General features: G+C 61.8%; 23 protein-coding genes. 12 read left to right on the top strand and 11 right to left on the bottom strand.

The annotated features are described in order from the left end of the window. Window positions 1-21 precede the first annotated feature (21 nt). The 10 genes from glpK (at window position 22) to BLR63_RS16825 (ending at window position 11,523) form a co-directional block, all read left to right on the top strand. A complete protein-coding gene (gene glpK / locus BLR63_RS16780; RefSeq protein ID WP_010564129.1) occupies window positions 22-1,527 on the top strand; it encodes a glycerol kinase GlpK in 1,506 nt (501 codons plus the stop codon). A gap of 95 nt (window positions 1,528-1,622) precedes the next feature. Continuing rightward, window positions 1,623-2,378, top strand: coding sequence for a DeoR/GlpR family transcriptional regulator (locus BLR63_RS16785; RefSeq protein WP_010564128.1), 756 nt, complete (start codon window positions 1,623-1,625; stop codon window positions 2,376-2,378). A gap of 278 nt (window positions 2,379-2,656) precedes the next feature. Beyond that, window positions 2,657-4,195, top strand: coding sequence for a glycerol-3-phosphate dehydrogenase (gene glpD / locus BLR63_RS16790; protein WP_010564127.1), 1,539 nt, complete (start codon window positions 2,657-2,659; stop codon window positions 4,193-4,195). Between the two features lie 312 nt (window positions 4,196-4,507). After that, entirely contained in the window at window positions 4,508-5,434 is a 927-nt protein-coding gene (locus BLR63_RS16795) for a glutamate/aspartate ABC transporter substrate-binding protein (RefSeq protein ID WP_010564126.1), read from the top strand. A 194-nt stretch (window positions 5,435-5,628) separates the two neighbouring features. Next, window positions 5,629-6,375, top strand: coding sequence for an amino acid ABC transporter permease (locus tag BLR63_RS16800; protein ID WP_010564125.1), 747 nt, complete (start codon window positions 5,629-5,631; stop codon window positions 6,373-6,375). Continuing rightward, entirely contained in the window at window positions 6,375-7,046 is a 672-nt protein-coding gene (locus tag BLR63_RS16805) for an amino acid ABC transporter permease (RefSeq protein ID WP_010564124.1), read from the top strand. The genes BLR63_RS16800 and BLR63_RS16805 overlap by 1 nt, the downstream gene beginning before the upstream one ends. Beyond that, window positions 7,043-7,777, top strand: a complete 735-nt coding sequence (locus BLR63_RS16810; RefSeq protein WP_010564123.1) for an amino acid ABC transporter ATP-binding protein — start codon at window positions 7,043-7,045, stop codon at window positions 7,775-7,777. The genes BLR63_RS16805 and BLR63_RS16810 overlap by 4 nt, the downstream gene beginning before the upstream one ends. A 158-nt stretch (window positions 7,778-7,935) precedes the next feature. After that, a complete protein-coding gene (aauS, locus tag BLR63_RS16815; RefSeq protein ID WP_010564122.1) occupies window positions 7,936-9,837 on the top strand; it encodes a two-component sensor histidine kinase AauS in 1,902 nt (633 codons plus the stop codon). Between the two features lie 56 nt (window positions 9,838-9,893). Beyond that, window positions 9,894-11,174: a two-component response regulator AauR gene (gene aauR, locus BLR63_RS16820; RefSeq protein WP_231998189.1), complete on the top strand. Its 1,281-nt coding sequence runs from the start codon at window positions 9,894-9,896 to the stop codon at window positions 11,172-11,174. Window positions 11,175-11,184: 10 nt separating this feature from the next. Then, complete coding sequence (locus tag BLR63_RS16825) at window positions 11,185-11,523, top strand: GlpM family protein (RefSeq protein WP_010564120.1); 339 nt, start codon at window positions 11,185-11,187, stop codon at window positions 11,521-11,523. A 28-nt stretch (window positions 11,524-11,551) separates the two neighbouring features. Here BLR63_RS16825 and BLR63_RS16830 read toward each other — a convergent pair whose 3' ends face one another. The 6 genes from BLR63_RS16830 to BLR63_RS16855 form a co-directional block, all read right to left on the bottom strand. Then, the gene (locus BLR63_RS16830; RefSeq protein WP_010564119.1) at window positions 11,552-12,949 is read right to left on the bottom strand and encodes a sigma-54-dependent transcriptional regulator; all 1,398 of its coding nucleotides are present in this window, start codon (window positions 12,947-12,949) and stop codon (window positions 11,552-11,554) included. Then, the gene (locus BLR63_RS16835; RefSeq protein ID WP_010564118.1) at window positions 12,939-14,708 is read right to left on the bottom strand and encodes a sensor histidine kinase; all 1,770 of its coding nucleotides are present in this window, start codon (window positions 14,706-14,708) and stop codon (window positions 12,939-12,941) included. The genes BLR63_RS16830 and BLR63_RS16835 overlap by 11 nt, the downstream gene beginning before the upstream one ends. Further along, window positions 14,705-15,832, bottom strand: coding sequence for a GNAT family N-acetyltransferase (locus BLR63_RS16840; RefSeq protein ID WP_042946592.1), 1,128 nt, complete (start codon window positions 15,830-15,832; stop codon window positions 14,705-14,707). Before BLR63_RS16840 ends, BLR63_RS16835 begins: the two co-directional genes overlap by 4 nt. Window positions 15,833-15,924: 92 nt before the next feature. Further along, window positions 15,925-16,800: an alpha/beta hydrolase gene (locus BLR63_RS16845; RefSeq protein WP_010564116.1), complete on the bottom strand. Its 876-nt coding sequence runs from the start codon at window positions 16,798-16,800 to the stop codon at window positions 15,925-15,927. Continuing rightward, window positions 16,797-18,191 carry an aspartate aminotransferase family protein gene (locus BLR63_RS16850; protein ID WP_010564115.1) on the bottom strand — a complete coding sequence of 465 codons (1,395 nt, stop codon included), beginning with the start codon at window positions 18,189-18,191 and terminating at the stop codon, window positions 16,797-16,799. Before BLR63_RS16850 ends, BLR63_RS16845 begins: the two co-directional genes overlap by 4 nt. After that, window positions 18,184-18,885, bottom strand: a complete 702-nt coding sequence (locus tag BLR63_RS16855) for an MtnX-like HAD-IB family phosphatase (protein WP_010564114.1) — start codon at window positions 18,883-18,885, stop codon at window positions 18,184-18,186. Before BLR63_RS16855 ends, BLR63_RS16850 begins: the two co-directional genes overlap by 8 nt. 225 nt (window positions 18,886-19,110) lie before the next feature. Between BLR63_RS16855 and BLR63_RS16860 the strand changes: the two genes are divergently transcribed. Both BLR63_RS16860 and BLR63_RS16865 read left to right on the top strand, forming a co-directional pair. After that, window positions 19,111-19,881, top strand: a complete 771-nt coding sequence (locus BLR63_RS16860; protein ID WP_010564113.1) for a MipA/OmpV family protein — start codon at window positions 19,111-19,113, stop codon at window positions 19,879-19,881. A 55-nt stretch (window positions 19,882-19,936) separates the two neighbouring features. After that, window positions 19,937-20,803, top strand: a complete 867-nt coding sequence (locus tag BLR63_RS16865) for a fatty acid desaturase (protein ID WP_010564112.1) — start codon at window positions 19,937-19,939, stop codon at window positions 20,801-20,803. A gap of 39 nt (window positions 20,804-20,842) precedes the next feature. Here BLR63_RS16865 and BLR63_RS16870 read toward each other — a convergent pair whose 3' ends face one another. The 5 genes from BLR63_RS16870 to BLR63_RS16890 form a co-directional block, all read right to left on the bottom strand. Then, window positions 20,843-21,247: a DMT family transporter gene (locus tag BLR63_RS16870; protein WP_010564111.1), complete on the bottom strand. Its 405-nt coding sequence runs from the start codon at window positions 21,245-21,247 to the stop codon at window positions 20,843-20,845. After that, on the bottom strand, window positions 21,244-21,624 hold the full coding sequence (locus tag BLR63_RS16875) for a DMT family transporter (RefSeq protein ID WP_010564110.1): 381 nt from the start codon (window positions 21,622-21,624) through the stop codon (window positions 21,244-21,246). The genes BLR63_RS16870 and BLR63_RS16875 overlap by 4 nt, the downstream gene beginning before the upstream one ends. Then, window positions 21,621-22,541, bottom strand: coding sequence for an arginase family protein (locus BLR63_RS16880; protein ID WP_010564109.1), 921 nt, complete (start codon window positions 22,539-22,541; stop codon window positions 21,621-21,623). Before BLR63_RS16880 ends, BLR63_RS16875 begins: the two co-directional genes overlap by 4 nt. A 204-nt stretch (window positions 22,542-22,745) precedes the next feature. Beyond that, window positions 22,746-23,399 (bottom strand): DsbA family oxidoreductase, encoded by a 654-nt coding sequence (locus BLR63_RS16885; protein ID WP_010564108.1) that lies wholly within the window; start codon window positions 23,397-23,399, stop codon window positions 22,746-22,748. A 54-nt stretch (window positions 23,400-23,453) separates the two neighbouring features. Beyond that, window positions 23,454-24,473, bottom strand: a complete 1,020-nt coding sequence (locus BLR63_RS16890; RefSeq protein WP_042946608.1) for an alpha/beta fold hydrolase — start codon at window positions 24,471-24,473, stop codon at window positions 23,454-23,456. Window positions 24,474-24,587: the final 114 nt, after the last annotated feature.

The following is a 24,587-nucleotide window of genomic DNA, read 5'->3' on the forward strand; positions in this document are numbered from 1 at the left end:
ATTTCGTCCAAGGCAATTGACATGACCGACATTCAGAATAAGAACTACATCATTGCCCTCGATCAGGGCACCACCAGTTCCCGGGCGATCATCTTTGATCGTGACGCCAACGTGGTCTGCACTGCCCAGCGTGAATTCGCCCAGCATTACCCACAGGCCGGCTGGGTCGAGCATGACCCGATGGAGATCTTCGCCACCCAGAGCGCGGTGATGGTCGAAGCCCTGGCCCAGGCCGGCCTGCACCATGACCAGGTCGCCGCCATCGGCATCACCAACCAGCGTGAAACCACCGTGGTCTGGGACAAGGTCACCGGCCGTCCGATCTACAACGCGATTGTCTGGCAGTGCCGCCGCAGCACCGAGATCTGCCAGCAGCTCAAGCGCGATGGCCACGAGCAATACATCAGCGACACCACCGGCCTGGTCACCGACCCGTACTTCTCCGGCACCAAGCTCAAGTGGATTCTCGATAACGTCGAAGGCAGCCGCGAGCGCGCGCGTAACGGCGAGCTGCTGTTCGGCACCGTCGACAGCTGGCTGATCTGGAAATTTACCGGCGGCAAGACCCACGTCACCGACTACACCAACGCCTCGCGCACCATGCTCTTCAACATCCACACCCTGGAGTGGGATGGGAAGATGCTGGAGATCCTCGACGTTCCGCGGGAAATGCTGCCGCAAGTCAAATCCTCCTCGGAAATCTACGGCCGCACCAAGAGCGGCATTGCCATCGGCGGTATTGCCGGTGACCAGCAAGCGGCACTGTTCGGCCAGATGTGCGTGGAAGCCGGCCAGGCCAAGAACACCTATGGCACCGGCTGCTTCCTGCTGATGAACACCGGCGACAAGGCAGTGAAATCCAAGCACGGCATGCTCACCACCATCGCCTGCGGCCCTCGTGGCGAAGTGGCTTACGCCCTCGAAGGTGCGGTCTTCAACGGCGGTTCCACCGTGCAGTGGCTGCGCGATGAACTGAAAATCATCAATGACGCCCACGACACCGAATACTTCGCCGGCAAGGTCAAGGACAGCAACGGCGTGTACCTGGTCCCGGCCTTCACCGGCCTGGGCGCTCCGTACTGGGACCCCTACGCCCGTGGCGCGCTGTTCGGCCTGACCCGCGGCGTACGCGTGGATCACATTATTCGCGCAGCCCTGGAGTCGATTGCCTACCAGACCCGCGACGTATTGGACGCCATGCAGCAGGATTCCGGCGAACGCCTCAAGTCCCTGCGCGTGGACGGCGGTGCGGTGGCCAACAACTTCCTGATGCAATTCCAGGCCGACATCCTCGGCACCCAGGTCGAGCGCCCGCAAATGCGCGAAACCACGGCACTCGGCGCGGCCTACCTGGCTGGCCTGGCGTGCGGTTTCTGGGGCAGCCTGGAAGAATTGCGCGATAAGGCGGTGATCGAGCGCTTCTTCGAACCTCAGCTGGAAGAAACTGCCAAGGAGAAACTCTACGCCGGCTGGCAAAAGGCAGTGAGCCGCACCCGTGACTGGGAGCCCCACGAAGGCGCTGAATAAGCACTGCGCCGACCCCATATAGGGTTGTAACTGGCAGGGAGCGGATTCCTGCGTCATCATGGGCCACTTTTGTATGGCAGCCCAAAGGACGCCCCATGAATCTGCCTCCCCGCCAGCAACAAATCCTCGAACTGGTCCGCGAACGCGGCTATGTCAGTATCGAGGAAATGGCGCAGCTATTCGTTGTCACCCCGCAAACCATCCGCCGCGATATCAACCAACTGGCGGACGCCAATCTGCTGCGTCGCTACCACGGCGGCGCGGCCTATGACTCCAGCGTCGAGAACACCGCGTACGCCATGCGGGCCGACCAGATGCGCGACGAGAAACAGCGCATCGGCGAAGCCATCGCCGCGCAAATCCCCGATAACGCCTCGCTGTTCATCAACATTGGCACCACCACCGAATCCATCGCGCGGGCGCTGCTCAATCACAACCACCTGAAAATCATCACCAACAACCTCAATGTCGCCACCATGCTCAGTGCCAAGGACGACTTCGATGTGCTGCTGACCGGCGGTAACGTGCGCCGTGACGGCGGCGTGGTGGGCCAGGCCAGTGTCGACTTCATCAACCAGTTCAAGGTCGACTTCGCCCTGGTGGGGATCAGCGGTATCGACGAAGACGGCAGCCTGCTCGACTTCGATTACCAGGAAGTACGGGTTTCCCAAGCGATCATCGCCAATGCGCGCAAGGTGATCCTGGCGGCCGACTCCAGCAAGTTCGGGCGCAATGCCATGATTCGCCTGGGGCCGATCAGCCTGGTGGACTGCCTGGTGACTGATCAGGAGCCGGTGCCGGCGCTGGTGCAGCTGTTGAACCAGCATAAGGTTCGGCTGGAGGTCGTGTAGCGCCTGTACTGACGCTATCGGGAGTAGCCCCCCTCCCACACCGAGCCCCCATGTCGGAACCTAGTCGAATGTGGGGGCTTGCTCCCGATGATGCGCCATCAGAAAGCCCATTTCTGAATCCTGCCCCTGAGCTCATGTTCATAAATTTTCCTTTTCCTGCCCTTCGATGAGTATTTTCAATCGAATGCGGGTGGCTGTGTTCGCGTTTATCAGCTACCATTTTCGCAAATGAACATTAATGTTCGATTTCCAATACGAAAAGATCGCGAGGCCAGCCGATGAACCCTTTTACCTTGCCTGCTCCACCGCTTGCCGAAGTCTATGACGTCGCCGTTATCGGCGGCGGGATCAATGGCGTCGGTATTGCAGCAGACGCAGCCGGGCGCGGTTTGTCGGTATTCCTTTGCGAAAAGGACGACCTGGCCAGCCACACCTCTTCGGCCAGCAGCAAGCTGATCCACGGTGGCCTGCGTTACCTCGAACATTACGAGTTCCGCCTGGTGCGCGAAGCCCTCGCCGAACGTGAAGTGCTATTGGCCAAGGCCCCGCACATCGTCAAACAGATGCGCTTCGTGCTGCCGCACCAACCGCACCTGCGCCCGGCGTGGATGATCCGTGCAGGTCTGTTCCTGTATGACCACCTGGGCAAACGCGAAAAACTGGCCGGCTCGAAAAGCCTCAAGTTCGGCCCCGACAGCCCACTGAAAAGCGAAATCACCAAAGGTTTCGAGTACTCCGACTGCTGGGTCGACGACGCCCGCCTGGTGGTACTCAACGCCATGGCCGCCCGGGAAAAAGGCGCACACATTCATACCCAGACCCGTTGCATCGGTGCACACCGCAGCAGAGGCCTGTGGGAAATGAACATGGAACGCGCCGATGGCAGCCTGTTCTCGATCCGCGCCAAGGCGCTGGTGAACGCCGCCGGGCCGTGGGTGGCCAAGTTCATCAAGGAAGACTTGAAGCTGGATTCGCCCTACGGCATCCGTCTGATCCAGGGCAGCCACCTGATCGTGCCGAAACTGTACGAAGGCGCCCACGCGCATATCCTGCAGAACGAAGACCAACGCATCGTGTTCACGATTCCGTACCTGAACGACCTGACCATCATCGGCACCACCGACCGCGAATACACCGGCGACCCGGCAAAAGTGGCGATTACCGAGGGCGAGACCGACTACATGCTCAAGGTGGTCAACGCGCACTTCAAGAAGCAGCTGAGCCGCGATGACATCGTCCACACCTACTCCGGTGTGCGTCCACTGTGCAACGACGAGTCGGATAACCCCTCGGCCATCACCCGCGACTACACCTTGTCGCTTTCCGGCACCGCGGGCGAGGCGCCGATCCTGTCGGTGTTCGGTGGCAAGCTGACCACTTACCGCAAGCTCGCCGAGTCGGCCATGGCACAGTTGGCGCCCTACTTCCCCCAGATGCGTCCCAGCTGGACCGCTACCGCCAGCCTGCCCGGCGGCGAAGACATGACCACGCCAGAAGCCCTGGCCGAAGCGATTCGCAGCAAATTCGACTGGGTTCCCAAGGAAATTGCGCGGCGCTGGTCCACTACTTATGGCAGCCGTACCTGGCGCCTGCTGGAGGGTGTGCAATCGCTGGCTGACCTGGGCGACCATCTGGGTGGTGGCCTGTACACCCGCGAAGTCGACTACCTGTGTGCCGAAGAATGGGCCACCCAACCGCAGGACATACTGTGGCGCCGTACCAAACTCGGCCTGTTCACCACCCCGCAAGAACAGGACAACCTGCAGCGTTATCTGTGCAAGGTCGAACAAAGCCGCAGCAAGATCGAAGCAGCCTGACAGACCGTTCGTACAAAAGCCCCTGCACCGCGAGGTCCAGGGGCTTTTTCATGCACAGGCTTTCATTCGGTTTTCCGAACGCGATACATCAGCCTATTCGGTTTGCCGTACCCAACAGCTGAAAATTCGTCGCAACCAAAACTTAATATACTTACAAATCAAATAGTTAGTCTTTTACACCGGGTCTGGCACGACTCATGCTCTACACTGCTAGACGATGCCCTGGACGCCTCAGGAGCCGTCACGGGCATTCGCTGTACAAGAGAGCCGTTCAGCGGCTTCATAAAAAAAACAAATGTCGAGGAAGTATTGATGCGCATCGTTCCCCACATCCTGGGCGCAGCTATCGCTGCTGCTCTGATCAGCACTCCAGTATTCGCCGCCGAACTCACCGGCACGCTGAAAAAAATCAACGACTCCGGCACCATCACCCTCGGGCACCGCGACAGTTCCATTCCGTTTTCCTACATCGCGGATGGTTCGGGTAAACCCGTGGGCTACTCCCACGACATTCAGCTGGCCATCGTTGAAGCCCTGAAAAAAGACCTGAACAAACCCGACCTGAAGGCCAAGTACAACCTGGTCACTTCGCAGACCCGTATTCCGCTGGTCCAGAACGGCACCGTCGACATCGAGTGCGGTTCCACCACCAACAACGCCGAACGCGCCCAGCAAGTCGCGTTCACCACCAACATCTTTGAAATCGGCACCCGCCTGCTGGTCAAGAAAGACAAGGATGGCAAGCCGTCCTACAGCGATTTCGCTGATCTGAAAGGCAAGAACGTCGTGACCACCGCCGGTACCACCTCCGAGCGCATCATCAAGGCGATGAACGCCGACAAGCAGATGGGCATGAACGTCATCTCCGCCAAAGACCACGGCGAGTCCTTCCAGATGCTGGAAAGCGGCCGCGCCGTCGCATTCATGATGGACGACGCCCTGCTGGCCGGTGAAGAAGCCAAGGCCAAGAAGCCGGACGACTGGGTCATCACCGGCACGCCACAGTCCTTTGAAGCCTACGCGTGCATGGTTCGCAAAGACGACCCAGCCTTCAAGAAAGCCGTGGACGACGCCATTGTCGGCCTGTACAAATCCGGCGAAATCAACAAGATCTACAGCCGCTGGTTCGAAAGCCCGATCCCGCCCAAGAACCTGAACCTCAACTTCCCGATGAGCGACAAGGTCAAGGAACTGATCAAGAACCCGAGCGACAAACCGGCTCCGGAAGTAAAGATCTAAATCCTGACTAACCTTATCTCCTGAGGGAGCCCTGCTTCCTCAGGCGTCTGTTATTACCTGCTGGCTTTATTTTTTGGAACACTCGACTGGCGGTTTTCGAGCCGATCGTGTGTGCCTGGCGTTCACCGCCAGGTGGGAATGGATTTTCCCCAAGCGGGTGCTTGTACATCGATCGATTTCGAGGGGAGACCCTAATGAATTACAACTGGGACTGGGGCGTGTTCTTCAAGTCCACCGGCGTTGGCAGCGAGACATATCTCGACTGGTACATCGCCGGCCTGGGCTGGACCATCGCCATCGCCGTCGTGGCATGGATCATCGCCTTGCTGCTGGGCTCCATTCTGGGGGTCATGCGCACCGTGCCAAACCGCATCGTATCGGGCATCGCGACCTGCTACGTGGAGCTGTTTCGTAACGTGCCGCTGCTGGTTCAGCTGTTCATCTGGTATTTCCTGATACCCGACCTGCTGCCGCAAAACCTGCAGGACTGGTACAAGCAGGACCTGAACCCGACCACCTCGGCCTACCTGAGCGTCGTCGTGTGCCTGGGCCTGTTCACCGCCGCCCGTGTGTGCGAACAGGTGCGTACCGGCATCCAGGCGCTGCCCCGTGGCCAGGAAGCCGCCGCACGGGCGATGGGCTTCAAGCTGCCGCAGATCTACTGGAACGTGCTGCTGCCCCAGGCGTATCGGATCATCATTCCGCCGCTTACCTCGGAATTCCTCAACGTGTTCAAGAACTCCTCCGTGGCGTCCTTGATCGGCCTGATGGAACTGCTGGCGCAAACCAAACAGACCGCCGAATTCTCGGCCAACCTGTTCGAAGCCTTCACCCTGGCCACGCTGATCTACTTCACCCTGAACATGAGCCTGATGCTGCTGATGCGCGTGGTGGAGAAGAAAGTCGCCGTGCCCGGCCTGATCTCCGTGGGGGGTAAATAATGGAATTCGATTTCAGCGGCATCATCCCCGCCATCCCCGGCCTGTGGAACGGCATGCTCATGACCTTGCAGTTGATGGTCATGGGCGTGGTCGGCGGTATCGCCCTCGGCACGGTCCTGGCGTTGATGCGCCTGTCTTCCAACAAGCTGCTGTCGCGCCTGGCCGGCGCCTATGTGAACTACTTCCGCTCGATCCCGCTGCTGCTGGTGATCACTTGGTTCTACCTGGCGGTGCCGTTCGTACTGCGCTGGATCACCGGCGAAGACACCCCGATCGGTGCGTTCACGTCCTGCGTCGTGGCCTTCATGATGTTCGAGGCCGCGTACTTCTGTGAAATCGTGCGGGCCGGCGTGCAGTCGATCCCCAAGGGCCAGATGGCCGCCGCACAAGCGATGGGCATGACCTACGGCCAGACCATGCGCCTGATCATCCTGCCCCAGGCGTTCCGCAAGATGACCCCGCTGCTGCTGCAACAGAGCATCATCCTGTTCCAGGACACCTCGCTGGTCTACACCGTGGGCCTGGTGGACTTCCTCAACTCCGCCCGCTCCAACGGCGACATCATCGGGCGCTCCAACGAGTTCCTGATCTTCGCCGGTGTCGTCTACTTCATCATCAGCTTTTCCGCTTCGCTGCTGGTCAAGCGTCTGCAAAAAAGGTTTGCCGTATGATCTCTATCAAGCACATCAACAAGTGGTATGGCGACTTCCAGGTGCTGACCGATTGCAGCACCGAGGTTAAAAAAGGCGAAGTGATCGTGGTGTGCGGGCCGTCTGGCTCGGGCAAGTCCACCCTGATCAAGTGCGTCAACGCGCTGGAACCGTTCCAGAAAGGCGACGTGATCGTCGACGGCACGTCCATCGCCGACCCGAAGACAGACCTGCCGAAATTGCGCTCGCGCGTGGGCATGGTGTTCCAGCACTTCGAGCTGTTCCCGCACCTGACCATTACCGAAAACCTGACCATCGCGCAGATCAAGGTGCTCGGCCGCAGCAAGGAAGAAGCCACCAAGAAGGGCCTGCAACTGCTGGAGCGCGTCGGCCTGTCGGCGCACGCCCACAAGCACCCTGGCCAGCTTTCCGGTGGTCAGCAGCAACGTGTGGCGATTGCCCGCGCCCTGGCCATGGACCCGATCGTCATGCTGTTCGACGAGCCGACCTCGGCCCTCGACCCGGAAATGGTCAACGAAGTGCTGGACGTGATGGTGCAACTGGCCCAGGAAGGCATGACCATGATGTGCGTGACCCACGAAATGGGTTTCGCCCGCAAAGTGGCCGACCGGGTGATCTTTATGGACGCCGGCAAGATCATCGAAGACTGCCCGAAAGAAGAGTTCTTCGGCGACATCAGCGCCCGCTCCGAGCGCGCGCAGCACTTCCTTGAGAAAATCCTGCAGCACTAAAAAGCCGCAGCTCGCTCCTCCCGTAGGAGCGAGCTTGCTCGCGAAAAAGCCAAGGACACCGCGTTCATCCAGGATGTGCGCGTCATCATTGTCGTTTTTCGCGAGCAAGCTCGCTTCTACAGGAAGGGGTGAGCGGTAGCTGACCCAAGGCATCTGTGATGAAATGCGACCCCAACCTCTATCGCGCCGCACCGCCATCACTTGCCGTGAAGCCTCGTCTGATCCGCCAATTGTTCCTGCCGCCGTTGGTCATCGCCCTGATGATCGGCCTGGGTTATATCGGCTTCTGGGTCAGCGAGTACTATGGCATCCGCACCCTCAGCGATACCGGCGAACGCCAGCTGGAGCTGCATGCCCGCACCGTCGAAAGTGAAATCAGCAAATACACCTACCTGCCCAGCCTGCTGGAGCTGGAGTCCAGCGTCTCCAAGCTGCTAGCCGAGCCGAATCAGGAAAACCGCAAGACCGTCAACGATTACCTCGAAGGCCTGAACCGACGCAGTCGCAGCCGGGCCATCTACGTGATGGACACCACCGGCCGAGTGCTGGCCACCAGTAACTGGCGCGACGCCGACAGTTACCAGGGTGAAGACCTGTCCTTCCGCGCCTATTTCCAGAATGCCGTACGCGGCCAGCCCGGACGCTTCTACGGCATCGGCAGCACCAACGGCGAACCCGGTTACTACCTGGCCCACGGCCTGGAAGAGCACGGCAAGATCATCGGCGTCGCCGTGGTCAAGGTGCGTCTCGAAGCCTTGGAAGAACGCTGGCAACGTGCCCGCCTCGAAGCCTTTGTCAGCGATGAGAACGGCATCATCATCCTCTCCAGCGACCCGGCCCGCCGCCTCAAGGCCGTGCGCCCGCTGAGCGACGACACCAAGGAACGCCTGGCCCACAGCCTGCAATATTACTGGGCCACGCTGAACGAGCTGGAACCCCTGGCCCGTGAGCGCTTGAACGCGGGCACCGAGAAACTGACCTTTCCGGCCAACAGCGAAGTGGTGAACGACGAGCACGAAGTCAGCTACCTCGCCCAGACCCGCCCGCTCAACGACACGCCGTGGAATTTCACCCTGCTCACCCCGCTCAACGACCTGCGCCGCGCGGCGATCAACCAAGGCATCCTGGTGGCCGTCGCCTTTGGCCTGGTAGCCCTTCTGCTGATTGCCTGGAACGAACGGCGCAAGGTTATCGCCACGCGCCTCGCCGCACGGGAAGCCCTGCAGGAAGCCAACAGCCAACTGGAGCGGCGGATTGCCGAACGCACCGCTGACCTGCGCGCCAGCAACGAACGGCTCAAGGGCCAGATCCGCGAACGGCGCCAGGCCGAAGAAACCCTGCGCCGCGCCCAGGACGAACTGGTGCAGGCCGGCAAGCTGGCGGCCATCGGGCAGATGTCCACCAGCATCGCCCATGAATTGAACCAACCGCTGGCCGCGCTGCGCACCTTGTCCGGCAACACCGTGCGCTTCCTCGAACGCGGCGCCCTGGACACCGCCAGCGCCAACCTCAAGACCATCAACGAACTGATCGACCGCATGGGCCGCATCACCGCCAGCCTGCGCTCGTTCGCCCGACGCGGCGATGATCAGGGCGAAGCCAGCCTGGGCAAAGCGGTGGACGCCGCGTTCCAGGTGCTCGGCGCACGCCTGGACAGCCTGCCGCTGACCCTGCACCGCGACTTCGCCCCGGCCCACGTGCAGATCGACCAGACACGCCTGGAACAGATCCTCGTCAACCTGATCGGCAATGCCCTCGACGCCATGCAGGCGCAGCCGGCCCCCGAACTGTGGCTGGAAGGCAGCGCCGCCGACGGCAAATACCGCCTGCTGGTGCGTGACAACGGCCACGGCATCGACGCCGAGGCCCGCAAGCATCTGTTCGAACCGTTCTTCACCACCAAACCCGGCGAGCAAGGCCTGGGCCTGGGCCTCACATTGTCCGCCAGCCTGGCCGCGGCCACCGGCGGCAACCTCGCCGTGGAACACCCCGCCGGTGGTGGTACTGCCTTTGTCCTCTGCCTGCCGCTGGCGGGCGCTCAAAAAGCCGAGTCGACATGAACGTAGAAAAAAACACTGACCTGACCGTGCTGATCGTCGAGGACGATCCCCATGTCCTGCTCGGCTGCCAGCAAGCCCTGGCGCTGGAAGACATCGCCAGCGTGGGCGTGGGCAGTGCCGAAGAAGCGTTGAAGCGTATCGGCGAGAACTTCGCCGGCATTGTCATCAGCGATATCCGCCTGCCCGGCATCGACGGCCTGGAGCTGCTCACTCGCCTCAAGGCCCTGGATAAAAGCCTGCCGGTGGTGCTGATCACCGGGCATGGGGATATTTCCATGGCGGTCGGCGCCATGCGTAACGGCGCCTACGACTTCATGGAAAAACCCTTCTCCCCCGAACGCCTGGTGGACGTGGCCCGCCGCGCCCTGGAACAGCGCGGGCTGGCGCGGGAAGTCTGGTCGCTGCGCCGGCAACTGGCGGAGCGTGACTCGTTGGAAGGCCGCATCATCGGCCGCTCGCCCGCCATGGAGAACCTGCGCGAACTGATCGCCAACGTCGCCGATACGTCCGCCAACGTGCTGATCGAAGGCGAGACCGGCACCGGCAAGGAACTGGTTGCGCGCTGCCTGCATGATTTCAGCCGCCGCCATGCCCACCCATTCGTCGCGCTGAACTGCGGCGGTTTGCCGGAGAACCTCTTCGAAAGCGAGATTTTCGGCCACGAAGCCAACGCCTTCACCGGTGCCGGCAAGCGCCGCATCGGCAAGATCGAACATGCCCACGAAGGCACGTTGTTCCTCGACGAAGTGGAGAGCATGCCGATCAACCTGCAGATCAAATTGCTGCGGGTCTTGCAGGAGCGCACCCTGGAGCGGCTGGGGTCGAACCAGAGCGTGGCGGTGGATTGCCGGGTGATCGCCGCCACCAAGTCCGACCTTGACGAATTGAGCCGCGCCAACCAGTTCCGCAGCGACCTCTACTACCGCCTCAACGTGGTGACCCTGGAGCTGCCGCCCCTGCGCGAACGCCGCGAAGACATCCTGCAACTGTTCGAACATTTCCTGCAGCAATCGTCGCTGCGCTTTGACCGCACCGCACCGGAACTGGACAACCAGACCCTGTCCAGCCTGATGAGCCACGACTGGCCCGGCAATGTGCGCGAACTGCGCAACGTCGCCGAACGCTTTGCCCTCGGCCTGCCCGCCTTCAAGAAAAGCGGCGCCAGCAGCGGCAGCCAGGGCCTGGCGTTTACCGAGGCGGTGGAAGCCTTCGAACGCAACCTGCTCGTGGATGCACTGCAGCGCAGCGGCGGCAACCTGACCCAGGCCAGCCAGGAACTGGGAATGGCCAAGACCACCCTGTTCGACAAGGTCAAGAAATACGGTTTGAGCCACTAAGGAGCGCAGTGTGGATCTGCTAGTGAAGGCCGCCCTGGGCGCGGCGGTGGTGTTGATATTGGCCGCGCTGGCCAAGACCAAGAACTATTACATCGCAGGGCTGGTGCCGCTGTTTCCGACCTTTGCCCTGATCGCCCACTACATCGTCGGCAAGGGCCGTTCGGTGGAGGATTTGAAGACCACGATCCTGTTCGGGATGTGGTCGATCATTCCGTATTTTGTGTACCTGGCGACGCTCTACGTGATGGTCGACCGGATGCGCCTGGAAGCGTCGCTCGCCGTGGCGGCGGTGGCATGGCTGATGGCAGCCACCGTGCTGGTCAGCGTGTGGGTACGCCTGCACACCTGACACACCCCACAGGTTTAATCGCGGTGGGTCAGCGGACGATCTTGCCCACTTGAATCCCCAGCTTCTTCAAGCGATACCAGAAGCTGCGCTCGGAAATCCCGATCTTCGCTGCCGCCGTTGCCTGTACGCCATTGCTCTCCTGCAAGGCCGCCAATATGTAGGCTTTTTCCACCTCGGCCAGCGCCGCATCGAGGTCGTGGGGAATGCCCGGCCCGTCGCTGAGGATCGCCGTCACGTCACCCTCGCGGGGTTTTGACGCAAACAGATAACCGGGCAAGTCGATATCCTCGATCACCGAGGATGCCGCCACGATAGTCGCGCGTTCAACGCAGTTCTGCAGTTCGCGGATATTGCCCGGCCAGTGATATGCCGCCATGGCCTGCAACGCCTCGGGGCTGAAGCCGGTGATGCGTTTGCCGGTGGTGGCGCTCAGGCTCTGGGCAAAGTGCCGGGCCAGGGGCGCGATGTCTTCCACCCGCTCGCGCAACGGTGGCAGCGGAATCGGGAACACGTTGAGACGGTAATACAGGTCTTCGCGAAACTCTTTGTTGGCCACCGCCTCCAGCAAGTTCTTGTTGGTGGCGGCGATGACCCGCACATCCACCTTGCGCTCGCGGGGGTCGCCCACCGGTTCGATCACCCGTTCCTGCAACGCACGCAGAATCTTGGCCTGCAACGCCAAGGGCATATCGCCCACTTCATCGAGAAACAGCGTGCCCTGATCGGCCTGCTGGAAGCGCCCTATCCGGTCGGCCACGGCGCCGGTAAAGGCGCCCTTGCGGTGGCCGAACATTTCGCTTTCCAGCAGCCCTTCCGGGATGGCCGCGCAGTTGACCGCCACGAAGGGCTTGTCGGCACGGCTGCCATGCTTGTGGATGGCGCGGGCGACCATTTCCTTGCCGGTGCCGCTTTCGCCGGTCAGCAGGATAGTGGCGCTGCTGTCGCGCACCGAGTCCACCGCTTGCAGCACTTTGCGAAACGCCGGGCTGTCGCCCACCAGGCTGTCGAACTGGGCGTGTTCGTCCAGCTCGGCGCGCAGGCGCGCGTTGTCGCGCAGGATGTCGCGAAACTGCAGGGCCTTGGCCACGGTGATGTCCAGCTCGTCGATATCGAAGGGCTTGGCGATGTAGTCGTAAGCGCCGTTGCGAATCGACTGTACGGCGTTTTTCACCGTGCTGTAGGCCGTCATCACGATCACCGGCACCTGGGGATAGCGCACCTTGATCTCGGCCAGCAGCGCCGGCCCGTCCATGCCCGGCATGCGCCAGTCGCTGATCACCAGGTCGATGTCTTCCTGCTCCAGCACCTTGAGTGCATGCAGGCCGTTGCCGGCAATGAACACCTGCACGTCGTTCTGGGCCAGGGCCGAGGCCAGCAGGTCGCAGAGCTTGGGTTCGTCGTCGACCACCAGAATGTTATGCGTCATGACTGTCCTCGTCGTCTTCGCCCACCGCCGGAATGTACAGGCTGAAGGTCGCACCGGCATCTTTCTCGCTGACGCATTCGATGCTGCCGTCGTGACTTTCCATGATCGAATAGACTTTGGCCAGACCCAGGCCCGTGCCCGAGGCCTTGGTGGTGACGAACGGCGTGAAGATGCGCTCGATCATCTCGGCGGCAATCCCCTGGCCGGTGTCGGCAATGCTGATCACGGTGTTGTCGCCCACGCTGCGAATGCCCAAGGTCAGGCGCCCGCCGTCGGGCATGGCGTCGATGGCGTTGAGAATCAGATTGAGACAGGCCTGCTTGAGCTGCCGGGCATCCGCGTAGATCGTCGCGCCGGGGGCCTGGTCATCGATCTGCGCGTCGATGTTATGGGTGGCCAGTTCCGGCGCGCAGAAGCCCAGGATCTCTTCCACCAGCGCGCGGGCCGGCTGCACCACGCGCAACGGCGGGTTGGGCTTGGCGAAGTCGAGAAATTCAGTGATCAGGTCGTTGATGCGGCTGACTTCGCTGATCACGTATTCCAGGTGGCGCTTGTCGGTTTCCGCCAGGTCAGCGCGGCGGTGCAGCAACTGGGTGGCGGTCTTGATGATACCCAGCGGGTTGCGGATCTCGTGGGCCAGGCCCATGGCGACTTCGCCCAGGGCGTGCAGGCGGTCGCGGCGGCGCAGTTGGGCTTCGAGGTGATGCAACTCGCCCAGGCGCTCGGTCATGTGGTTGAAGGTGCTACTCAGTTGTGCCAGCTCATCGCCGCCGCTGACGGCGACGCGATGGTTGTAATTGCCGGAAATCACCGCGCTCACGCCCTGGGATAAATCCCGTAGCGGTTTGGTCAGGCGCCGCGACACCAGCACCCCCGCCGCCAGCGACAGCGCCGAACTGAGCAGGAAAATCAGTACGAACAAATTGCTCTGGTTCACCAGCCCCATCAGGCTGGTATGACGCAGCAGCCCGCTGAAGATCACGCCTTGCAAGTCGCCGGCATCATTGAAGATCGGCCAGTACAGACCACTGTACTTGTTGGTGAACTGCTCGCTGGGCTGCCGGGTGCTGCGCATCGCGGCTTCGACACTCTTGGGGATGCGCGAAGGGTGATCCTGGAAGCGCTGGGTCGCGAAAATTTCCGAGAACCCGTCGGGATTGGCCAGGTACAGGCGCAAGTCGAGGGAGTGCACATCGGCCACACTGGTCAGGAAGCCGCTGTCCAGGTACGTGCCGACCAGCAACTGGTAATCGACGCCGTCCTGGGTGGTCTCGAAGGTCGAGACCACGATGCCGGTAGTGACCCCGGCCACCTGGACGGTCTGCAACACCGTGTTATTGGCCACATTGATCTGTTTGACGATGTCATCGGCCGCGGTGCTGAACACCACTTTGTGATCGCTGGCGCGGATCAGCGCGACCACGTCGATATTGCTGGCATCGGCAATGTCGGCGGTGAGCCTGTCGTGCTTGGCCGCCTGGCGGCTGGAGGGCGGGCTGGTGTAGCGCAGGAACAGTTTGGCCATGCGCGCGTTGTCGTGAAGGATGTCACCGATCTCGTCCTTGACGATCTTGGTCGACTCCTGCAGCCAGATGCGCACGTTACTGTCGAAGATCTGCGACAGCGTGGTGGCGGCCAGCTCCGCCGCGATCATGGTGGGAATCACACTGACCAACCAGAACGCCAGCACCAGCTTGCGCTGGACGCTCCAACGCGAAATGGCCAATGGGCGGGCTTTCTGGCGGGTCTTGGTGATCATCGGGTTTCGCTTATCGCAGCAGCCATGGCAGGGTCGGAACGATCCGGTCGAATAAACAGTTTTACAAGCTTGAGCAGGCCGTTGACCAGCCGGTTGCGATGGCGGAAAAACACCATATTGCCCTCGAATTCGCAGCCCAGGCGCAGCTTACTGGCATACCCGGCCTGACCGCACTCGTACAGCGCAATATTGTGTTGAATACAGTAGTCGACATTGGTCAGCCAACTGCGAAAGTACAGGTTGTAGTCACGGGTGAAGGCCGCGTCGTGCCCGAAGAACTTGTCCACCAGCCGGTGCTCGTCCACCAGGATCAGGTTGAACGCCACCAGTTGCGCGTCGACCCAGTAAAGCGCACACACCGCGCGGTCCCCGAGCCGTTCGAGCACGCCAGTGAAATAACCGGCGGGCAGGCGCTCGAACTGCAACTCGGCACGTGTCAGGGTCGCTTCGTACAGGCGCATGAGCTCGGGGAGTACGTCATCGACGTTGCGCCGCCACTCCACCCGCGGCCCCGGTGCGCGCAGTTTGCGACGCAGGTCCTTGCGCGTGGATTTGCCCAGGGAGCCAAGGTAGGCGTCCACCGAACCGTAGGGCAACGGCAACACACCCGTAGGCAGACTCGGCATGCTTTGAAAGCCCGCGGCGCGACAGCTGTCGAGCCAGTGCGGGTCCTGGCTGGGTGCGTCTTTGACCGCTACGAGGCCGATCCCGAAATCGTCGGCATCCTGGCGCGCGGCCTCCAGCAAGTGCCTGAACAGCAGCGCGCGGCGCGACGCGGGGACGTGGCTGGCCACCCCGGCGTCGCACCGTTCGGCCACCGGTGAACCGATGGCGTACAGCCCCAATTGCATGAGACCGGGCCACAGCCGCGCAAGACGCTCGGTCAAGCGCTTGCCGGCGCCCGACACCGTGGTGTCGAGCCGATAATGAGTGATGAACGCAGCGGCCACGGCCACCAGCGTTCCATCTTCGTAAACCGCCAGGTAACGCCATTGGAAATCAGCGATGGCGGCGTTTTCCACAGCAACGTAGTAGTCCCAGTCCTCCAGGGCACCGGGAAAGCAGTCATTCCAGGCACTACGCTGGAGTGCCCGGATGGTTGGGAAGGCTTGGGTGGTTATCACGTGTTTCCCTTTTTTTCTGTATCCATCGGCCTTGTTGCAGTGGGTGGGCCTGTGGTGATGGGGTGGGCTTGTCCCGCCACCACAAAAAACCGCTAGCCACAAAGGGCCGCCTGGCCCTCCAGGTAGCCGGCATCCACAGCCGAGGTGTGTTGCTCGACGAACTGCGCACTCAACTCGATCACCCGGCGGTACTGCAGGTCGACGGTGATCATGTGATAGCAGTTGTCCAGCAGGATCTTGGTCACCGGCCCGCCGAGGTGGCGTTCCACGTAGTCGGCGTTCCAGCGGCTGGTGATGTCATCCTCGATCGAATGCAGCACCAACGCCGGCACCTTGACCTGGGGCATGCGTTTCTTGACCACGGCGTTCATCCGGTGCAATTCGCGCACGGTGATGCCTTCCATGGTCAGCAACCCCGCCTCGCTGCTCTCCCCTTCCTTCATCTGCCGTTCGACGATGGCCCGCAGGCGTTCATTCTTGATGCCGTAGGGCGGTTTCTCTTCGAAACTGCAGATGTGCACGCCGAACGGGATTTTCATCAGCAACGGCGTGAGGAACGCCAGTTTGTTGATGCTCCAGCCGTCGTACTTCAAGGTGGTGGAATACATCAGCAGACCGGCGACTTGCCCGGGGTGCTCGGCGGCCACGTACATCGACATCACCGCGCCCATGGACAAGCCACCGACGAATACCTGCGCATGCCGCCGACGGATTTGCACGAAGGTCTTGCGCACGCCTTCGTACCAGTCACGCCAGCCGGTGGCCTGCAAGTCGCTGTTGTCGCCGCAGTGCCCGGCCAGGGTCGGCACGTACACCGTGCAATTGCCCGCTTTGGCCAGGCCTTTGGCAACCTGGCGCAATTCCGTCGGGGTGCCGGTCAGGCCGTGGATCAACAGAATCCCGACCGGACCGTCACCGAGAACGAAGCCGGCATCACCTTCACCGAGGTCGATCTCGAGGTTGTTCACCGATTGGTCGCCCGCACCAGCAATTGCTCGAGCAGCTTCAGGCCCAGTTCGATTTCCGGGTAGCTGATTTCCAGGGACGGCGCCAGGGTGATCACGTTTTTGTAGTAACCGCCCACGTCGAGGATCAGGCCGAGTTTCTGGCCGTCCACCACCATGTCGCCTTTCATGCCTTCTTCGACCATGTAGTCCAGGGTCGCCTTGTCTGGCGTGAAGCCGTCCGGGCCGCAGATTTCGCAGCGCAGGGCCAGGCCCAGGCCATCGACATCACCGATGATCGGGAAGCGTTTTTGCAGGTCCTGCAGGCCTTCGAGGAAGAACTTGCCCTTGGCCATGACCATCGCGCCGTAGTCGACTTCGTTGGTCATCTTGAACATTTCCAGGCCTACCGCCGTCCCCAATGGGTTGGAGGCGAAGGTGGAGTGGGTCGAACCTGGCGGGAAGATTTTCGGGTTGATCAACTCTTCACGGGCCCAGATGCCGCCCAGTGGGTTGAGGCCGTTGGTCAGCGCCTTGCCGAATACGATCACGTCCGGTTGTACGTCGAAGTGTTCGATCGACCACAGCTTGCCGGTGCGGTAGAAGCCCATCTGGATTTCGTCGGACACCATCAGGATGCCGTGCTGGTCCAGTACCTGCTTGAGTTCGCGGTAGAAGTTCATCGGCGGGATCACGTAGCCGCCGGTGCCCTGGATCGGCTCGACGTAAAACGCTGCGTATTCGCTCTGGCCGACTTTCGGGTCCCACACGCCGTTGTATTCAGTCTCGAACAGACGGGCGAATTGCTGCACGCAGTGGCTGCCGTATTCTTCCTTGGTCATGCCTTTAGGGCCGCGGAAGTGGTACGGGAACGGGATGAACTGCGCGCGCTCGCCGAAGTGGCCGTAGCGGCGACGGTAGCGGTAGCTGGAGGTGATCGACGAAGCGCCGAGGGTACGCCCGTGGTAGCCGCCTTCGAAGGCGAACATCAGGCTCTTGCCGTTGGTGGCGTTACGCACCACTTTCAGGGAGTCCTCGATGGACTGCGAACCGCCGACGTTGAAGTGCACGCGACCGTCGAGGCCGAATTTTTTCTTGGCGTCGACCGCGATCATTTCCGACAGCTCGATCTTGCCTTTGTGCAGGTACTGGCTGGCGATTTGCGGCAGGGTGTCGATCTGCTGTTTCAGCGCGTTGTTCAGGCGCGGGTTGGCATAGCCGAAGTTGACCGCCGAGTACCACATTTGCAGGTCGAGGTAGGCCTGGTCTTCGGTGTCCCACACGTAGGAGCCTTCGCAACGGCTGAAAATACGCGGTGGTTCGATGTAGTGAACGGTGTCGCCGTAGGAGCAGTACTTGGCTTCTTTATCCAGAAGAATCTGGTCTTCGGCGCTCGCGATTCGGATATCAGACATGGTGGAAGAGTTCCTGGTTGTCAGCAGCAGTAAAGGAGGTAGCGTTGGCGGCAATGCCCTGGGGCAGTTGGGCCAGCAGTGCGGCCACTTCGGCAAAGGTGTCGAAGCGCGCGTGAGGAATGTCATGGGCCACGCAATAGTCGGCGAGGCTGCCCTTGGCGAACACAAAGTCGGCGGTGGAGGCCACGCACATGTCGGACTTGCCGTCACCGATCACCAGCACGCGCTTGTTGCGCGGCGTGGATTTGCACTTGCAGTTGCCGGAGGCGGCACGGCAGGCATCGCTGGCGTAGGGGAAGTCGATGCGCCAGCTGTCCTGGTCGACCTGACGCAGACGGTTGGCGATGATCGGCAGCAAGGTCACGTAGTTGCGCGACAGAATGCGCGCGATGCCTTGCTCGATGCCGTCGCTGACCACTTCGATGGACGCGCCCAGGCCCATGACGTGATCGACGAAATCGGGGAAGTCCGGGTCGATCTCGACGCTGTCGAAATACGCCAACAGTTCCGCCGGGGTGGCTTTGATCAGCGCCAGTTGACGGCTCAGGCATTCGCGTGAACCGATATGCCCATCCAGCCATTGCTGTTCGATGGTTTCCCATTCGGGGCCGGCGAAGCGTTGGAGGACGTTGTCGATGACATCGGTGGGGGTAATGGTCCCGTCGAAGTCACACACGATATGCCAGTGGATCATCTGCGTTTACCTAAGAGGAGCGCGCTGTATGCGCTTGCAACTGGGCTAGAGCAGAGACTGTGCCAACTGGCCATTACCCAGCGGGGCTGGGGCCTTGCGGGGTGTTTCGGGTAATTTATGTCGCCCAAGCTACAATTTTTGTAGCTTGCTACAAACAAGATGAGTGCTTGCGCCAGGGATGCCCTTCGCGCGTTCATGCGCGCATACCAGATAAGGAAAAGCTTCATGTTCAAGGTTACTTCTGCTGTTTTCGCCGGTTTATTGGGCCTTTGGGGCTTTTCCAGCCCCGTCCTGGCGGAAGCAATCACCGGTGAAGCCGGCGCAGGCATCAGCTATCAACCCCACGACCCCACCGGCAGCCGCTACGAAACACGCCCGGTCCCGTACCTGGACCTGGACTGGGGCGACGTCAGCCTGAGCACCGACGACGGCCTGACCTGGAGCGCCCTGAAGACCCACGGTTTTACCGCCGGCCCGTACATCAATTACCTGCAAGGGCGCACGTCCAACGGCTCGTTGCAGGGGCTGCGCAATGTGTCGGATATGGCTGAAGTGGGCGGTTTCATCCAATACGCCCCGGTCGACTTCTGGCGCGTGTACGCACAACTGGGCCAGGCCGTCGGCGGCGGCCACTCGCAGAGCGGCGCGCTGGGCAAGATCGGCGGCGAGCTGGGCTACCCGTTGGGCGGCGGGATCATCGGCAGCAGCGGCCTGGTCGCGCACTTCGCCGATGCGCGCCAGACCCAGACGTTTTTCGGGGTAGACAATAACGAAGCTGCCGCCACGGGGTTCAAGGCCTACAACGCCAGCGGCGGGTTCCAGAACCTCACCCTGACCCAGAGCTTCGAATTCCCGCTGGCACCCCACTGGTCACTGCTGACCAGCGCCAGTTGGGTCCACCTGGTGGGCTCGGCATCGAACAGCAGCATCGTCAAGCAGACCGGCGACGTGAACCAGGGCCAGGTACAGACGGCAATTAGCTATAAGTTCGATTAGGTTGGTCTGAGCTTTGCAATAACGCCCCGGAATCCATTTTTCCAGGACATTTTTCATGGCTCGCCCCGCTTACCGCCTGCTGCAACATTCGCTCTGGGACTTGGTGCCCATCGCCTTGGCCCTGGCGCATTTCGCTTTTGTCATCTGGCTGGTCACCGCCTTCCACGACCTGAGCGGATGGGCCCTGGTGCCCCTGTCGCTGGTCTACGCCGTGAGCCTGTCGTGGAGCATCAACAGCATCTCCCACAACCAGATCCACAACGCCTACTTCAGCCATCACGCGATGAACCGGGCCTTCGACCTGTTGCTGTCGGTGACCATCGGGTTTTCCCAGACGCTCTACCGCGATATCCACAACCGCCATCACCGTGGCAACAGCGACCTGCCGGGGCTGGACGGACGCACCGTCGACCCGCTGTCGATCTACCAGCGCGGTAAGAATGGCCAGCCGGAGAACCCGTGGGCCTACACCTTCCTGAGTTTTTTCCGCGACGATCCCAAGCCGTTCTACGACGAAATGAAACGCAAGCGCCCGGCGGACGCGCGCTGGGTCAAGGTCGAGATCGCCGTGACCGTGGCGTTCTATATCGCCCTGGCCTTCTATCACTGGCAGGCGGTGCTGTGGCTGCTGCCGTTCTGGTATTTGGGCCAGTGCCTGTCCTCGCTCAACGGCTACTACGAACACTTCGGCGCCAACCCCGACCTGCCGATCGCCTGGGGCGTGAGTTCCTACAGCGTGCTGTACAACCTGATCTGGATGAACAACGGCTACCACGCCGAGCATCACTACCGGCCGAAAATGCACTGGACCAAGATGAAGGCGTTTCATCGGGAGATCGCCGAGCAGCAGCGCGCGGCGGGGGTCAAAGTGATTGCGGTGTCCCATGGCCTGGGCTTTTTGGTAGCGAACCGCAAACCCTGAGCACCCGCGGGAGCCGGCTTGCCGGCTCCCACGACGGGGTCAGTTTTCTTCGCCTTCGGCCAACAGCGCGATACCGACGATAATCACCGCCACCCCCAACCAGTGCAGCGGGCTGATATGTTCCCCCAGCCCCAGCCACGAACCGAGCAGCACCCCCACAAACACCAGCGAACTCAGGGGAAACGCCAGGGACAGGCTGCTGCGCCGCAGGATCAGCATCCACACGAAAAACGCGCCGATGTAACAGGCGATCGCCGCCAGGATCCCAGGGTTGCGCGCCACCTCGGCCAGCCACTGCCAGGTGAACGCCATCTGTCCCAGTTGATCCCCGGCAACCTTGGTAAACAACTGGCCGGCGCTCTCGGTGCAGATCAGCAAGGCCCACAGCACTGCCGTGCCCAGGCGCCCATGCAACCAACCGCCATTGATCGTGTGCGTACTCATACCTGACTCCCGGAAATAGCCACCAGCATCACGCCACAAGTAATCACCAGCGTGCCCAGCCAACGACGACGGCTGACGTTTTCCCCCAGCACCACTTTGCCCGCCAGCACCACACCGCAATACGCCAGCGCCGCGGATGGAAACAACAGACTCAACGGCGCGCGGGACAAGGCTTCGAGCCAGACGAAAAACTCCACCGCGTAGGCCCCGATGCCCGCCCACAGCAACGGCGCATTGAACACCTGGCCCCAGAACGCATTCAGGCGGAACTCACCCTCCAGCTCCGGCAAACGGTCCAGGCCGATCTTGAAACACAACTGGCCGATCACATCGAGCACGATGGAAAACGCCACCAGCAACACCACGATAAAGCTCACGGGAACAGCTCCTCGAACAGGTCGATCAGGGCGGCATTGGTCGCCGCGTTACGCTGCAAATCTTCAGCGCTCCAGCGCTCCGGCGGCGGCTGGTCGGACTTGGCTTCCCAACGCTTGAACGCGTTGCTGAACGCCGGCTGGGCGAATTCGCCGCACACGTCGATGCCGATGATGCGCTTGCGCGCCGCCAACGCCCGCAGGGCTTGCAGCAAGTGGCTCAGGCGCATGCCGCCCTGGTCCCAGTTGGTGGCCGCGTCTTCGCTGGCGAGCACGTCTTTGTCGATGGTGATCCAGATCGCTTCGGTGGGCAGGCTGGCGATCATCTGCTCGAGGAATGCCGCCCAATCCAGCTCCGCCAGGTTGCGCCAGTGCAGATGGTTTTCCTGCTGCTGATGCCCGGCGCCATCGCCGATCCGACCCCAGACTTTCGACGGCGCGTGCTGCCAGGGAAACAGCTGCAACTGCCCGCGCTTGAGGGCGCCGAGGTTGCCGCCGCGCAGTTGCGGGTTATGCAGGTCATCGCTGCAGGGACCGAGGGTGACGACACGCTTGATCGCCGGCATCTTCAGCGCGCGATTGACCCACGACCCGCAGTGACGCTTAGGCGCAAAGCGCACCCAGTCAGGGTGGTTGTCGAAGTGGATCAGGCTGACGGGTTCTTTGAGATCGGCAAGAAACGCCGGCGTGAGGTGGTGATAATCGCCGGAGCCGACAAACAGGATTTCCGGTCGCGCATCCGTGGGCCGGGGCCGCTGGGCCAGGCGTTCGGCGAAGCGCTTCCAGGTTTTTTCGGTGGACCACAGGCGTAGCTTCGGCCCCAGGTCCAGCAGGTCGATGCGTGTGGCACGGCCACTGGCCAAACGCCGGGCAATCGGGGCCTGACCGGTGAGGCTGTGGTCGAGGTCAAGAATATTCAAGGTAATGTTTCACCCCTAGTGGCAGCGCCCAGCCGGATACCGGATGGGCTTTAGGGGGTCAATGCAAGGGGCGGGCCAGGGGGTCTCTTGAAGCCAGTGTGCACTCCATGTGGGAGGGGGCTTGCTCCCGATGACAATGGCACATTCAACATCGTCGTTGACTGACAGACCGCTATCGGGAGCAAGCCCTACATTGGACCCGCGTCAGGATCGGGATTCGCGGATGATCTGGCGGATCGCACCGACAAAGGTTTCGACCGGCTGGCCACCGCTGACGGCGTACTGGTCGTTGAACACAATGGTCGGCACCGAGCTGACGCCACGGGAGACCCACAGTTGCTCCTGCTCGCGCACCTCGGCGGCGTATTCGTCGCTGGCCAGAATCTCGGCCGCACGCTTGATATCCAGGCCGACGCTCTCGGCGATGATCGCCAGGGTGGCGTGATCGGAGGGGTCCTGGCCGTCGCTGAAATACGCCTTGAACAGCGCTTCCTTGAGGTTGAACTGCAGGCCTTCCAACCCGGCCCAATGCAGCAGGCGATGGGCGTCGAAGGTGTTGTAGATGCGGCTCTGGCCATCGGTGCGGAAGGCAAAGCCCAGCTCGGCGCCCATGTCGCGGATGCGCGCGCGGTTGGCTTGGGACTCTTCGGCGCTGGAGCCGTATTTTTCACTGATGTGTTCGACGATGTTCTGCCCCTCGGCGGGCATGTCCGGGTTCAGTTCGAACGGCTGGAAATGGATCTCGGCCTGCACCTCGTCGCCCAACTGGTCGAGGGCTTCGGTCAGGCCGCGCAGGCCGATGACGCACCAGGGGCAGGACACGTCGCTGACGAAATCGATTTTCAGGGGAGTACTCATGGTAGGCAACCTCGCTGGCATTCATGCGCCACAAAGGTTGCACGATACACCACCTCACAACACCTTCGCTGGCGCCACCGTATCGATCTGCGCCCAATGGGCGGTGTCCGCGCGATGGGCTTGCAGGTACGGCAACACCGCCGTCAGCAACGGCGCCTTGAAAGCTTCCTGGAAACGATGGGCCATGCCGGGAATCAGCTTCAATTGGCTGCCCTGGATATGCGCGGCCAGGTGCACGCCGTGCATCACCGGCAACAACGGGTCGGCGGTGCCGTGGACCACCAGGGTCGGCACCCGCAGTTGGTTGAGCAACGGCACGCGACTCGGTTCGGCAAGGATCGCCATGATCTGGCGTTTCACCCCCTCCGGGTTGAAGGCGCGGTCGTAGGACAGCGCCGCCTGGTGCAGCAACGCCTGGCGATCGTCCTGCACATTCGGGCTGCCCAGCGCCGCGAGCAGGTCGGCCTGTTGTTCCAGGGCCACTTCACGGTTGGGCGCGCTGCGCCGCGACAGCAACTGCACCAGCGCCGCATTCGGCGCCGGCAGGCCTTCGGCACCGGAGCTGGTCATGACCAGCGTGAGGCTTTCCACCCGCTGCGGCGCCATGGCCGCCAGGTGCTGGGCGATCATGCCGCCCATGCTCGCGCCCAGGACGTGGAATTGCTGGATCTGCAACGCGTCCATCAAGCCCAGGGCGTCATCGGCCATGTCCGTCAAGGTATACGGCGCCGCCACCGGCAGGCCGAGTTTGTAGCGCAGCACCTCGAAGGTCAGGTTGGCGCTGGCCGGGGCCTGGCGCCAGGTGGACAGGCCGACATCGCGGTTGTCGTAGCGGATCACCCGGAAACCCTGCTGGCACAGCGCGACGACGACTTCGTCGGGCCAATGGATCAACTGCCCGCCCAGGCCCATCACCAGCAGCAAGGCCGGGTCGGACGCCCGACCGATACTCTGGTAGGCAATGCTGACCTGAGCGAGGTCGACCGTTTGGGTCGGGACATTGACATCACATCGAGACGCCGCAAAAGACGGCAGGCCGAACAGTAGAGCGGCCAGTAGAACGAACACACGCATGAAAAACACCAAAACGCAGAACCCCAGTAGAGCGCGAGTCTGATGAAGTTCGTTCAAGCGCGCTGCCACACTTGCATGACAGTTTGATGAAGAATGCCCAGCGGTCATGGTCGA

Source organism: Pseudomonas extremaustralis (genome assembly GCF_900102035.1).
GTDB lineage: Bacteria > Pseudomonadota > Gammaproteobacteria > Pseudomonadales > Pseudomonadaceae > Aquipseudomonas > Aquipseudomonas extremaustralis.